Consider the following 13,077-nt stretch of genomic DNA (forward strand, 5'->3'; position numbering starts at 1 on the left):
TACCTCGGCAAGGAAGTGGACGTCATGCACGCATGCGGGCATGACACCCACGTGGCGATACTGATGGCGACGGCCGAGGTGCTGGCCGGCATGAAGGACCAGTTGCCGGGCACGGTCAAGTTCATCTTCCAGCCAGCCGAGGAAAGCCCGGCGGATTTCGAGCCCAACGGCAGCAATATGTGGGGCGCCAAGCAGATGGTGTCCGAAGGCGTGCTGGACAACCCGAAAGTCGATGCCATCTTCGGCCTGCACGTTACCAGCGGCATGGAATCCGGCAAGCTCGGCTGGCGCAGCGGCCCGTCGATGGCGGCGGCCGACCAGTTCTGGATCGACGTCAAGGGCCGCCAGACCCACGGTGGGCGTCCGTGGGGCGGGATCGACCCGATCGTAGTGGCTTCGCAGATCGTGATGGGCCTGCAGACCATCCAGAGCCGGCAGGTCGATGCCATGCTGGAACCGTCGGTGATTACCGTGGGCACCATCCACGGCGGCAACCGCATGAATATTGTGCCGGAGAGGGTCGAGATGATGGGCACCATCCGCACCTATGACGAAGGCATGAAGAAAGACATCCATGCCCGCATGAAGCGCACCACCGAGGCCATGGCAACCAGCGCTGGCGCCGAGGCCAGCTTCCGCGTGGTGGAGCTGTACAACGCCACCATCAACCAGCCGGCCCTCACTGAGAAGATGGCGCCCACGCTGCAGCGGGTGGCCGGCGAAGGTAACTGGATGATCGCGCCCAAACGGAGCGAATCGGAGGACTTCTCGTTCTACCAGGAGAAGGTGCCGGGGCTGTTCTTCTACCTCGGCGTGACGCCCAAGGGCCAGGATGTGAGCAAGGCGGCCGCCAACCACTCGCCCGAGTTCTATGTGGATGAGCCGGCCCTGGTCAGCGGCGTGCGCGCGCTGTCCAACCTGACGGTGGACTACATGCTGATGGCGCAACGCTGAGCGCCCGGGCGGGCAGCGAGTCGGTGCCGACGCGCGACATGCACTTTGCCGCGCAGGAATCCGCGCCGTTCAGCCAGATGGAAGCCGCGTTCGGATTGGTTCCTGGCGGCGGCGCGGCCCGGCTCCTCACTCGTCTGACGGGCCGCGGCCGCGCGCTCGAGGTTCGCCCATCGAGATGCAGGCGTGCGAAGTCGCCTTGAGATTCCGGGAACATTACGCTGCCTGGAGAAGAGCCGCAAATCTTGAGGAATTGGGGCGAAATTGCGGCACGCTATTCCAGAAAGGAATCAACTGAAGCCAACTTTTCGCGGGCGGATCGCCACAATGGTTCTCAAGCGCCCGACATTGGGCGGGAGAGCGGTGCCTCAAGGATCCCCATGGAAAACAACACCCACAGTCCCCAGATTTTGAGCAGCTACGTGGCCCGGTCGTGGCAGGATCTGCAAGATGCTTGCACTCGATGCGGGAAGTGCGTGGAAGTCTGCCCGGTCGTGCCGTTTGCCGATGCCGCGGGGGAAGACCCGAAGGCCGTAGTGAAAGGCGTGTTTGATTTTGTCGGCGAGCCGGACGCTACGATCTCGAAAGCCTCGTACGCGTGGGCAAAGCAATGCAATGGGTGCGGGGATTGTATTCCGGCGTGCCCGGAAGGCATCAACCCACGCCGCATGCTAGCCCTCGCCAATGCCGAGATTGCGCGACGCACAAGTCCTACGCCACACCTCTTTCACAAGCTCTCCCGCGCGATTCGCATCATGGTTTCCATGCAGATGGTGCCGGCTGACGCCGCCCGCCTGCTGAGGCCAAAGAAGCCCCGGCCCGTCGACGTCGTGTTCTATACGGGTTGTAATGCGATTCGAACGCCGCATGTGCTATTCAATGCAATGTGCGTGCTTGACGCCCTTAGCGTCAATTACGAAGTAATGGGCGGCCCCGCGTCATGCTGCGGGATCGTCCACAGCAAGTGGGAAGGGGATTTGCCAAAAGGCGGCAGGGTGAGCGAGCAGACGCTCCAGAAATTCGGTGATTTCAAGCCGGAACGCGTCCTGAACTGGTGCCCGTCCTGCCAGATTCATTTCACGCAAACCATTGAAGGGTACCGCGAGGTCAAGTTCGATATCGATCACATCACAAAGTACCTGATCGAGAGGAAGGACCAGTTGCGCGCGCTCTTTACCACGCCCGTCAATATGCGCGTGCTCCTGCATACCCATCGAGGCCTGCTGCAGGTTAGCCAGGACGTCAAAGAGCTCTTGCAGGCCATCCCCGGACTCACGATCGTCGATGAAGTGGAAGAGCAGGGTTATATGTGCGGCAATTCCGGCTCTGACCGTTGCCCAGGACTGAAGCAACAGGAGCGCACTAGGACGGTCGACCATTACAAGCGCGGCGACATGGATGCCGTTGTCTCGCTATACCATGCCTGCCACCGCAGCCTGGCCTCCGATGGCAAGGTGCACGGATTCAAGGTAGTGAGTTTCACCGACCTGCTTGTCCGTGCGCTCGGACATGAGCCCTATGCGGACATGCTGGAACAATTTCGTGGCCGTGACGACTGGCGTACGATGGTGGACGAAGCTGCGCCGCTGCTTGAGGCGAACGGGATCGAAATGGATCCGGACGAGTTGGCCGCCGTCTTGCCTGACGTATTCTCCATGGCGGAGTATCGAGGCGGACTCGCTGCGTTCGCGCCGGGAGAATAGGCGTTATTCAAGTCAGCTTTGGCGATCTTCGTGCTTGAGTAGAGTTGCGGCAGAATGCCGCGACCCTTGCTCCGGTCGCGTATGAGCCAAGCTCAAAATGCCAGGGCTGCGGCACGAACGAAGGACGCGGGCCCCGCCCCGGCGCCGAGCCCGACATCCTCATGCTGGCTTCATGGCCGAATGCAGGGCGGTGCGGAACTTCTGTACCGCTGGCGACATATAGGCTTTCCTGCGGTAGAAAAGCTGCATGCGGGTCTCGAACGCTGTCTCGTAGGGGAGCGCAACGAGATCTCTTCCAGCATGGGTCTGGAGCATTTGATCCGTCAGGATCGTGATCAGATCGCTGTCGCGTAGCAATGACGGGAGGAGTGCGGTTGATGCGTCGGTCTCGATGACGACCTGTGGCGCGCCGAGCCCGTGCTCCTGAAAGAATTTGCTGACGAGTTGGCGCATGCCGTGACCAGGGAGTGGCAGTAACCACTGCGCGGACTTGAGCAGTGCCGGCTCCACCGATGCAGATGCCAAGGGGTGGCCACGCCTGGCAGCGATAACGTACCGCTGACGGCCAAAGTCATCGGACTGGAGTTCGTCGGGTATGGCCTCCGGCATGAAGCAAAGCGCAAGATCCAGCTGGCCATCTTTCAACTCTTCGAAAAGCAGTGTCGACACCTGCACGGAGAGCGCAAAGGATATTTCCTTTTCGCGCTTTGTATAGCGTGCCACCATCGGCAGAAGTGCGGATTCCAGGAGTGCAGGCACGACGCCGAGACGGATCCGCCCCGCAGACGCAGACTTGACAGCGGACATTTCGGCGTAGGTCTGCGCGACGGACTCTCTCACATCCGCAATGCGCTCTAACAGGACGCGTCCTGCGTACGTCAGTTCAACACCTCTTCCACCTCGATCGACGAGCCGGACTTCGAATTCGGCCTCCAGTCGCTGCAAGATCTTTGTGACGGTCGATTGCGTCAGGCCCAGTTTCTGCGCAGCGCGATGCAGGCTGCGAGCCTCAGCCAGTACCGAAAATACACGTAGATCCTCGATTCTCATCTTGCCTCCGTATGCTGCTCGCGTGGTGCCCAGGCCGAATGTAACGGAATTCAAACGGGGGTGGAAGCCACAACGGGGTGCGCAAGGCCAGATTCCGGTATGGAATCAAATCGTGCTCCGCATTCCTCGCTCGCTGGACGAAAATCGGGGTGTCACTCTCGGCCACCTGCGGCGTCGGTTCACTTGACGAATCCTGCGAACCTGATCGACCCAGCGTCGCCTGCCAAGCATCTCATCGAATTTGTGGAGACTACCCATGATGACGCAAACACCCGCTTCCCCGGCGACCGCACATGTGGCGCAGAAGGTCGCCCATCCTTCCACGCACGCTGCCGCGGATGCCCTGCATGCGCTCGTGCATAGCGTGGTCGCTGTTGCGGATGGCGTCATCAGCATTGAACTGCATCCTGCGCTGCCCGACATCAGTTTCCCCGCGTTCGCCGCCGGCGCTCACATCGATCTGCACCTGCCAAATGGCCTCGTTCGTAGCTACTCCCTGCACAATTCGCAGGAGGATGTCGGTCGCTATCGGATCGGTGTGTTGCGTGACCGATCCAGCCGTGGCGGATCGAGCTGGGTGCACAGCGAGTTGCGGGCCGGCGATGTGCTTCCCATCTCGAAGCCGCGCAATAACTTCGCGCTGGTCGAAGATGCGCCGAGATCCGTATTCGTATCTGGCGGCATCGGGATAACTCCGCTCCTCTCCATGATGCGTCGTCTCGATAGTCTCGATCGGGCGGCGCATCTTCTGTACTGTGCGCGTAACCGCCGCGAGGCGCCGTTTCTGCGTGACCTGGAGAAAATGGTCGGCGACAGGCTTGCAATGCAGCTTCACTTCTCGGAGGAGTCTGGTGCGACGGCAAGTCTTGAAGACTATCTGCGGGCCTTCACGCCCAACGATCACTTCTACTGTTGCGGCCCTTCGGGGATGCTCGACGCGTTCGAGGCAGCATGCGAGGCGTTGGGCTTCCCCAATGTTCACGTCGAGCGCTTCAGGGCCGCCACGGTCGATTCCGGGCAGGCTGTCCCCAGCGGGCAGTGCGTGGTCGAACTCGCCAAGAGCGGCCGCACCCTGCATGTCCCCAAGGAAAAACCGTTGCTCAGCTGTCTGCTGGAGGCAGACGTGGACGTCCTGTATAGCTGCGAAGAGGGTGTGTGTGGTTCCTGTGAGACGCGCATCCTCGCTGGGGAGGCCGATCACCGGGACAGCATTCTCAGCAAATCGCAGAAGGCATCGAACAGCGTGATGATGGTGTGTGTCTCGCGCTGCAAGTCCGATCACATGGTGCTTGATCTCTGAGGATGAGATAAGGAGGGCTCGCTGCCGCGGCGCGAGATGGCACGTTGCTTGACTGTGCCGTCCATCATCCGTGCCGTGGCCATGTCGGCCGCCAGTGCGGAACAATCATCTGCGCAGTTCATTGACTACGCGAGCGAAGGCGTCGGCAGATGCGCGGATCGCCTCGACTTCGATGGCGCCATAGCCCAGCACGAAACCATCGCGAAACGGCGTGGCATTCTGATTGTAGGTATTCAGGCGCCGAAGATAGATTCCCTCCGCACGCGAGCGGGAGACGGCAGCCTCGAAATCGGCCAGGCCGTTGATCCTGACGGTCAGGTGCAGGCCTGCGGCATTGCGCGAGGTTTCCATCTCCGCGCCGAAATGCTGGTCGAGGCATCGCAGCAGTTCGTCCTGACGCGCGCCGTAGATCTCACGCATGCGTCGAATATGCTTTGCAAAGTGTCCGTCGACGATGAAATCCGCCAGGGCAGCTTGCAGCGAAAGGTAGCCTGGCCGATACAGGCGCAGGGATGCGGCTGCAAAGCCGTCGACGAGATCCGTTGGGACAACGATGTAGCTCAGGCGCATCCCCGGGTACATCACCTTGCTGAACGTGCCCATCAGAATGACACGATCGCTGGTATCGACACCTTGCAGCGAGGGCAACGGGCTCTGGTCGTATCTGAACTCGCTGTCGTAGTCATCCTCGAGAATGAACGCGTCCCACTCCTCGGCCCGCGCCAGCAAAGTTCGGCGTCGCGCGTCAGACAGGGTGACGCCCATCGGAAACTGATGTGATGGTGTTGTGACGATCAATCTCGGGTGTCCTTCGCACTGGTCGACCAGCATGCCTTCCCGATCGACATCGACAGCCTTGACCTCAAGCCCGTTGGCCTTCAATACGATGGGTGCCGCCCAATGGCACGGATTCTCGACATAGGCGAGCTGTCCTTCATCCGCCAATATCCGCGAACACAGATCGATGGACTGGTTGACACCCATCGTCACGATGATCTGCTCAGGCGAAGCACGAACGGCCCGCGACACGCGCAGGTACTCCGCCAGGGCACGGCGCAGGGGCAGGTAGCCTCCCGGGCTCGAGTATCCCATCAGGTCAGCATGCTGCTCACCGAGATAGCGATTCTGAATCGCTCGCCATGTCCGAACCGGAAAGTAGTTGACGTCGCACACCCCCTGAACGAAGGCACCTTTGAATTCCTGTATCCCGGTGGGCGCTTGCACGATCTGCATCCCCCTGCGTGAAAGCGGACGGGCGTCGGAATTCTTTACGAAGGGTCGCTCGCAGAGCGGCAACTTGTCCGAGACAAAGGTGCCGTTGGTTGAGCCGGCGCAGAGATAGCCATCGTCCAGCAAATTTCCATATGCATTGACGACGGTTACACGCGCCACCCCTAGCGCAGACGCAAGCGCGCGCGACGCGGGCATCCGTGCGGATGCTCTCAAAGTGCCGTCCAGGATGGCGTCGCGAATGAGGTTAGAAATCTGCCGCTGCAGTGGCACGTCGTCGTCTCGGCGCAACGTGCTGTTCAGTAGATCGGAAAGCAGAGAATCGGCCATATTGGCCCTATCAATCTGATCGAGTTGGTCTCACAGGGTAGCGTCGGGTGCGCGTATTGTAAAGGCTCAAGACCGCTCGGAATTACTGAGAAACCAGCATAAAAGGAGTACTCGTGGCTGAGTCTGACACCAACCAGCAGAACGCATTGAATCTGGAGTCGTACTTCATGGGGTTCACGCCGAACAAGCAATTCAAGCGTCGTCCCCGCCTCATTGTCAAAGCCGAAGGTAGCTATATTTACGGGCCGCAAGGCGAGCGCATATTCGATGGGTTCTCGGGCCTGTGGTGTACGGGCATGGGGCACTGCCATCCCAGGATCGCCGAGGCAGTGAGCCAGCAGATGCGGCAATTGGATTACGTTGCCGCGTTCAACATGTCCCACCCATCCGCGTTCCGGCTCGCCGATCGCATTGCCAGACTGGCGCCGGCAGGGATGAATCACGTCTTCTTCACGACGGGCGGATCGGACGCCGTGGACACTGCGCTGAAGATCGCCATGGGTTATCACCGCATTAACGGCGACGCGGCGCGCTTCCGCTTCATCGGCCGCGAGCGCGGCTATCACGGTGTCGGGATGGGGGGCATCTCCGTGGGCGGGATGGTTCCGAACCGCAAGATGTTCGCGACGATGATGATGCCGGGTGTCGATCATCTTCCCCATACCCACAGCTTGAACGACATGGCGTTCTCCAGAGGGCAGCCGGCCTGGGGCGCGCATCTCGCCCGGGAACTGGAGCGCTTGGTCGCATTGCACGACGCATCGACCATCGCCGCCGTCATCGTGGAGCCGATGGCAGGATCGACCGGCGTACTCGTCCCGCCTGTGGGCTATCTCGAGGAATTGCGCCGGATCTGCACCAGGCACGGAATCCTCCTCATCTTCGACGAAGTGATCTGCGGCTTTGGACGAATGGGGGAGAACTTTGCTGCGCAGCGCTTCAACGTGAAGCCCGACATGATCACCTTTGCAAAGACGGTGACCAATGGGACGCAGCCGCTGGGTGGCGTGATCATGACCGACGAAATCTTCAATACGTTCATGACGACGCCCGAACACGTGAACACGATCTTCCATGGCTATACGTACTCGGCGCATCCTGTGCCGGTAGCCGCGGCGCTGGCCGCGCTGGATGTCTTCGACGAGGAAGACGTGCCTGCGCAGGTCCGGGCGCGCGAAAAGCTCTTCGAGGATGCGCTCCATTCATTGAAGGGCGAGCCGAATGTGATCGACGTCCGGAACATCGGCCTGGCTGGCGCAGTCGAGTTCACGCCGATCGACGGTCGACCGACGTTGCGCGGGTATCAGATCACCGAGCGATTGCTCGATCGCGGGTTCTATACGCGCTGGACTGGTGACATCGCGTCGATCTCCCCGCCGTTCTTCTCCACGGAAAGTGAACTCACCCAGATGATCGAAACCATGCGGGAAGTCATCCGGGAGAACGCAACGCAGGCGCAGAGCAGCTAGCGCCTGATCCATGAACGAGACGGAGTACATCCAGTCGATGCGTTCTGCAAGGACAGGGATGAGTGGATACATTTGGGAGTTGATATGGCTACTGTTACACAAGAGATTCATGCAGGTGCGGACTTCGGACTCGAGATCGCAAACGGGGATTTGCTGCGGAACGCCTGTTACGTCGATGGACGATGGGTGGGTGCGCAGGATGGCGCGACTGCGGCGGTAACGAATCCCGCCAACAATGCGGAACTCGGCACGGTTCCGTGGTGCGGTGTGGCGGAGACGCGGCAGGCGATTGCCGCCGCCGATCGGGCGTTCGACCAATGGAAGAAGCAGACGGCAGCTTATCGCAGCTGGCTTCTCAGGCGATGGTTCGATCTGATCCTGGCAAACAAGGAAGACCTTGCCCGGATCATCACCGCCGAACAAGGTAAGCCAATCGGCGAGAGCCGGATGGAGATCGAGTATGGCGCGTCGTTTGTCGAGTGGTTTGCCGAGGAGGCCAAGCGCGTGTATGGCGACGTGATTCCCGCGCCGATCCAGAGTTCGCGTCTCACCGTACTCAAACAGGCTATCGGCGTGGTGGCGGCGATTACGCCGTGGAACTTTCCGGTGTCGATGATTACGCGGAAATGCGCACCGGCGCTGGCGGCAGGATGTACGATCGTCCTCAAGCCGTCCGAGCTGACACCCTTGTCGGCGCTTGCGCTGGCACGCCTTGCGGAGGAGGCCGGCTTTCCTGCGGGCGTGGTGAATGTCATCACTGGCGACGCCGCGGTCATCGGATCCGAACTGACCGGTAGCACACGTGTACGGAAGATCAGCTTTACCGGATCCACCCGTGTGGGCAAGCTGCTGGCAAGCCAGGCGGGACACACGATCAAGCGCGTCTCGCTCGAGCTTGGCGGTAATGCGCCGCTTATCGTTTTCGATGATGCCGACCTCGACGTAGCCATTCGTGGCGTGATGGCATCCAAGTACCGGAACACCGGACAGACGTGCATCTGCGCGAATCGCATCTTTGTTCATGATCGCGTGTATGACGAGTTCTCGCGTCGCCTGGTCGAACAGGTGACGGCCTTGAAGGTGGGTAATGGACTGGAGGAGGGGGTTACACAAGGCCCGTTGATCAACCCGGCAGCGAAGGAGAAGGTCCACCGGCACGTGACCGATGCCGTCGGAAAAGGCGCTCGTGTGGTCCTCGGCGGAAAGCCGCATGGGCTCGGTGGTACCTTCTACGAGCCGACGGTTATTGTCGATGCGACCCCCTCCATGGCGTTGGCAGACGAAGAAACCTTTGGCCCGGTGGCCCCGCTTTTCCGCTTCCATACAGAGGACGAAGTCATTGCCATGGCGAATGCGACGCCTTATGGGCTGGCAGCCTACGTTTTCACGCGCGATCTCGGGCGCTCCTGGCGCGTCACCGAGGCCTTGGAGGTTGGTGTCGTGGGCGTGAACGAAGCCGCCGTTACGAATGCCGTCGCACCATTCGGAGGAGTCAAGGAATCCGGTGTCGGCCGGGAAGGGTCGAAGTATGGCCTCGATGAGTTCGTGGAGGTGAAGTACGTGTGTACGTCTATCTGACCCGCTATCCAGGTCGGGCGCCTTGCCGATGGGCATGGCATCCGGAGATCAGGTCAGCACGCCAATGATGAACGGCCCGAACTTCTTCGGAAGCTCGGGCCGTTTCGCTGTCGTGGCTTTACTTGCCGCCTACGATGTGGCGCGCATCACGCAACGCTTGCTCGATGCGCATCCATGCGTGCTCATCAGGCGGCAGGGACATGCGCAATCCCGGCACGTTTTCGAAGCGTCGTGTCCAAATGCCGTGGCGTGCCAGGCAATCCTGCCAGACTTCCGCAGCCGGCGTACGTGTCCACGCAAAAAGCGGCGTGTGGGTGCGGGAGGCGTCGAGGCCGTACTCACCCAGCAACTTTACGAAGCGTGCGCTGCTCTCGGTGAGACGGGAACACGCTTGTCTATGCCAGGCGCCATCCAGGAGTGCTGCTCGTGTGACGACACGGGCGGGTCCGGAAATCGTCCACTGTCCGCGCAGGTACTCCATGGCACGATGGACGCGCTCGCCAGTGATGACGGTGCCCACTCGGGCGCCTGCCAGGCCAAAGAACTTGCCGACGGAGCGCAGCACGATCAGGCTGTCGACGTTCGCGTGCGAGGCTACGCTGAATTCGGGCGTTGCATCGATAAACGCCTCGTCGACGATCAGTGCGCCACCGCGTGCGGCAAGCTCGCTGTGCCACGCGAGCAGCGCGTCGGGCGTGAAGAGCTCGGCCCCGGGGTTGTTCGGGTTGACGACCACCAGATATTGCAGATCCGCGGGGAGGGTGCGGCCAGGTTCGAGAAGAAAGCCCGCGCGATCGCGCACGTCGGAGACCTCCGCTGTCACAAAGTACTCGAGAGGAAACCCGTCAGCCGAGAACGCCCGTTCATACTCCCCGTACGCGAGGTAACCGACCCCGATACGCCCCTTTGGCAGAATCTTGGGTAGCATGCGGATCGCCGCCTGGGACCCGGGCATCACCAATGCACGTGTCGCGCGGTAGTGTTGTGCCGCTACCTCTTCGAGGTCGTCGTGATCGTCGGGCAAGCGCAGCCACGCGTCTGCATCGATGGGCGGCACCGGGTAGCCGACGGGATTGATACCGGTCGACAGATCTATCCATTTTTCACGCGGAATGCCGTAACGGCGAACGACCGCGCGAAGATCTCCCCCGTGGGGAATCGGGGCTGGAAATTCAGTATCGACAAGGTTGGTCATGAGCGTTTCTCCTGGGTTGGCCTCGTCCTCGGCGGCCGGTCTTGCTCGGGTGGGCGGGAAGGCCTGCCACCTGCTGCGTTCAAGCGGCTTTTCCCCGCGGGTGTCACTGGCGCGAGGAAGCATGTCGCTCAGGTCGGCCGGGTCGGCCGGGTCAGCAAGCTCTGTGCTTCGAGCTTCTCGACAAGAGCCAGAAGGGACTTGTCTGACCCAGCCGCACCGATGATGGACAGGCCAAGTGGGGCACCGTTGGCGGTAAGTAGTGGCAGGGAAATCTGTGGCAATCCCACCAGCGGGGCGATACTGAGGAAGCGCAGATCCGAAAGCCTCTGGCTGTTGAGCTCGGCCACTGTCGAGGCGCGCAAGGGGGCGGGGCCGGAAACCGTGGGCATGACGATCACTTGTCCTTGCTCCAGTGTGGCATGGAACTGTGCACGGATGCGGTCGCGTACCACGCTTGCCGCGAGATACTCATCTCGCGTTACCTTGCTCGCCAGCATGATTCTTTCGGCGATGTCCGGCCCAAGCGCGGGTTGCGCTCGCGCAACCCAAGGACCGAGTTCCTTCCAGACTTCATAGAACTGCACCGTACGGAAGGCGTTGACGAACTCGTCGAGCTCAGGGATTGCCGTGTGAAGGGAGCGACGGTCTTCCAGGCACGGATGCCATGTGCTCAATACGGATGCTGCCGCTCGCTGGGTTGCTTCGGGCAGGACCGACCAGGCGCCGTCGAATGACATCCAGCCCGTGAACGCTTCCGGCCGCATCGCGTCAGGGAGCAGAGCGCGTCCTGCCGCAGCAAGTGTCCGGGCATCGCGTGTCAACCAGCCGACAGCGTCAAACGAAGGCGCGAGAGCACGCACGCCATCGGAGGGAATCACGCCATGTGTCGTCCTGATGCCAAAGACACCGCAAAAGCTCGCTGGTGCACGAATCGAGCCGGCCGTGTCGGTACCCAGGCCGATATCGCACAAGCCGGCTGCAACGGCTGCTGCGGATCCGCAGGAGGATCCTCCGGTGAGCCGGTCAGGCGCGGCGGTGTTTATCGGAGACCCATAGTGAAAGTTGTTGCCGGCCAGGCTGAAGGCAAGCTCATCGGTCACGGTCTTCCCGACAATGCGGGCACCATTCTCACGAAGCTTCGACACGGCGAAGGCGTCTGCGGCAGGCAACGCATGCGTCTCCTCCCATTGCGGATTGCCGTAACCGGTGGGACACCCGGCGATATCGAAGACGTCCTTGATGCCGCAAGTGAGCCCGTCAAGGTGTCCGGAGCCTGTTGGCTGCCATTCGACAGCCTTGCCTGGCACGAAGGCTCCGACATCATCTCGCGGCGATTGTGTGGGAGACCGTTTTATCGACGTGGAGTGGTCGTCGCTGTATTGGCCTGAAATGTGATGATTGAAGTTCATGGCATCCTTCACGCTTCTCGGTTTGTGCAAGCGTCTTGCTGATATTTTGGCGACGGGTTGCGGAATCTGTGGCCCGAATCGATTCCGATGCGGAATAGGGCCCTGGCGACGACTCAAGCTATCGCCGCTCAGGCACTAGCGGTTCGTCATCGTTCTGCGGGCGCCGGACGCGTCGTCCCTCATCCCGGAGTCTGCCGCGCGTGTGCAGCTATGCAAGCGGCGAGAATGGTGCAGGGACGCAAAGAAGTGAGTTGGCGTCGATGAGGTGAGCCGGCGCTCCCTTTGGCGGCCAGATCTTCGCGCGAGCTGCTTCGGCGCGGATTTCAAAGCGCTCACTGGCATTGGCATAGGGCCAGATATGCGTGATGCGAGGAGCGCCGTCCAATGCGTACATATTGATCACCAGCGCAGAGAGCTTGACGCGATCGGGTACTGCAGCCTCCCAGGCTGTTATCGTCGGAGGCAACCCGCCCGGCTTGAGGCGGTAGGTGCGGATCTCATAGATCGAACCATAGGTGCCCGGCGTTATCGGTGGGAGGAAAGGCAGTGCCTTGTAGCTATCCGTCTCGAAGGAAGTGATGACGGCGCGCTCGCTTTCTCCGCTTGCAGACAGGCTGAATGGGCCCGGATGGAACAGCGTTCTCTCGCGTTCGGCGGCGAGCATCTCGGCGGATTCGAACTCGCGCAGGATAAGCATTCGACCAAGAGCGCCTACATCGGTAGTCCATGCGCCGAGTAGGCGCCCAGCCACGCAAGCGGCATTGACATAGGCTTCTGCACCGCGGATGACCGCTTGGGTGTCCTGGAGATTGAAGTTGAGTGTTGCGAGTTCGTATAGCATTTGGCCTCCTTGGTCGGTTCC

General features: G+C 61.1%; 10 protein-coding genes. 5 read left to right on the forward strand and 5 right to left on the reverse strand.

What is annotated here, in order from left to right; all coding sequences use genetic code 11:
- Together AC1DKV_RS26775 and AC1DKV_RS26780 are read left to right on the forward strand one after the other, a co-directional pair.
- A partial coding sequence (locus AC1DKV_RS26775) for an amidohydrolase (protein WP_477138355.1) occupies positions 1 to 954 on the forward strand: 954 nt, incomplete at its 5' end.
- 377 nt (positions 955 to 1,331) lie between these two features.
- Positions 1,332 to 2,654: a (Fe-S)-binding protein gene (locus AC1DKV_RS26780; RefSeq protein WP_441619563.1), complete on the forward strand. Its 1,323-nt coding sequence runs from the start codon at positions 1,332 to 1,334 to the stop codon at positions 2,652 to 2,654.
- Between the two features lie 159 nt (positions 2,655 to 2,813).
- Here the strand turns inward: AC1DKV_RS26780 and AC1DKV_RS26785 are convergent, their stop codons facing one another.
- The gene (locus tag AC1DKV_RS26785; RefSeq protein ID WP_441619561.1) at positions 2,814 to 3,704 is read right to left on the reverse strand and encodes a LysR family transcriptional regulator; all 891 of its coding nucleotides are present in this window, start codon (positions 3,702 to 3,704) and stop codon (positions 2,814 to 2,816) included.
- A 256-nt stretch (positions 3,705 to 3,960) separates the two neighbouring features.
- On the opposite strand from AC1DKV_RS26785, the gene AC1DKV_RS26790 reads away from it, so the two are divergent.
- The gene (locus AC1DKV_RS26790) at positions 3,961 to 5,004 is read left to right on the forward strand and encodes a PDR/VanB family oxidoreductase (protein WP_441619559.1); all 1,044 of its coding nucleotides are present in this window, start codon (positions 3,961 to 3,963) and stop codon (positions 5,002 to 5,004) included.
- 105 nt (positions 5,005 to 5,109) lie between these two features.
- Here AC1DKV_RS26790 and pdxR read toward each other — a convergent pair whose 3' ends face one another.
- The gene (gene pdxR, locus AC1DKV_RS26795; RefSeq protein ID WP_441619557.1) at positions 5,110 to 6,564 is read right to left on the reverse strand and encodes a MocR-like pyridoxine biosynthesis transcription factor PdxR; all 1,455 of its coding nucleotides are present in this window, start codon (positions 6,562 to 6,564) and stop codon (positions 5,110 to 5,112) included.
- Between the two features lie 113 nt (positions 6,565 to 6,677).
- Between pdxR and aptA the strand changes: the two genes are divergently transcribed.
- The gene (gene aptA / locus AC1DKV_RS26800) at positions 6,678 to 8,033 is read left to right on the forward strand and encodes an omega-aminotransferase AptA (protein ID WP_441619555.1); all 1,356 of its coding nucleotides are present in this window, start codon (positions 6,678 to 6,680) and stop codon (positions 8,031 to 8,033) included.
- Between the two features lie 84 nt (positions 8,034 to 8,117).
- Entirely contained in the window at positions 8,118 to 9,611 is a 1,494-nt protein-coding gene (locus tag AC1DKV_RS26805; RefSeq protein ID WP_441619553.1) for an NAD-dependent succinate-semialdehyde dehydrogenase, read from the forward strand.
- 118 nt (positions 9,612 to 9,729) lie between these two features.
- Here the strand turns inward: AC1DKV_RS26805 and cobD are convergent, their stop codons facing one another.
- The 3 genes from cobD to AC1DKV_RS26820 form a co-directional block, all read right to left on the reverse strand.
- Positions 9,730 to 10,806 (reverse strand): threonine-phosphate decarboxylase CobD, encoded by a 1,077-nt coding sequence (cobD, locus tag AC1DKV_RS26810; RefSeq protein ID WP_441619551.1) that lies wholly within the window; start codon positions 10,804 to 10,806, stop codon positions 9,730 to 9,732.
- 128 nt (positions 10,807 to 10,934) lie between these two features.
- The gene (locus AC1DKV_RS26815; RefSeq protein WP_441649737.1) at positions 10,935 to 12,215 is read right to left on the reverse strand and encodes an amidase; all 1,281 of its coding nucleotides are present in this window, start codon (positions 12,213 to 12,215) and stop codon (positions 10,935 to 10,937) included.
- A gap of 208 nt (positions 12,216 to 12,423) precedes the next feature.
- On the reverse strand, positions 12,424 to 13,056 hold the full coding sequence (locus AC1DKV_RS26820; protein ID WP_441619547.1) for an NIPSNAP family protein: 633 nt from the start codon (positions 13,054 to 13,056) through the stop codon (positions 12,424 to 12,426).
- Positions 13,057 to 13,077 lie beyond the last annotated feature (21 nt).

Source organism: Cupriavidus sp. 05T41 (assembly GCF_056396525.1).

Coding starts and splice junctions, on each gene's coding strand:
- AC1DKV_RS26780 (WP_441619563.1), top strand. CDS start 1,332: ATGGAAAACAACACCCACAGTCCCCAGATTTTGAGCAGCTACGTGGCC.
- AC1DKV_RS26785 (WP_441619561.1), bottom strand. CDS start 3,704: ATGAGAATCGAGGATCTACGTGTATTTTCGGTACTGGCTGAGGCTCGC.
- AC1DKV_RS26790 (WP_441619559.1), top strand. CDS start 3,961: ATGATGACGCAAACACCCGCTTCCCCGGCGACCGCACATGTGGCGCAG.
- pdxR (WP_441619557.1), bottom strand. CDS start 6,564: ATGGCCGATTCTCTGCTTTCCGATCTACTGAACAGCACGTTGCGCCGA.
- AC1DKV_RS26805 (WP_441619553.1), top strand. CDS start 8,118: ATGGCTACTGTTACACAAGAGATTCATGCAGGTGCGGACTTCGGACTC.
- cobD (WP_441619551.1), bottom strand. CDS start 10,806: ATGACCAACCTTGTCGATACTGAATTTCCAGCCCCGATTCCCCACGGG.
- AC1DKV_RS26815 (WP_441649737.1), bottom strand. CDS start 12,215: ATGAACTTCAATCATCACATTTCAGGCCAATACAGCGACGACCACTCC.
- AC1DKV_RS26820 (WP_441619547.1), bottom strand. CDS start 13,056: ATGCTATACGAACTCGCAACACTCAACTTCAATCTCCAGGACACCCAA.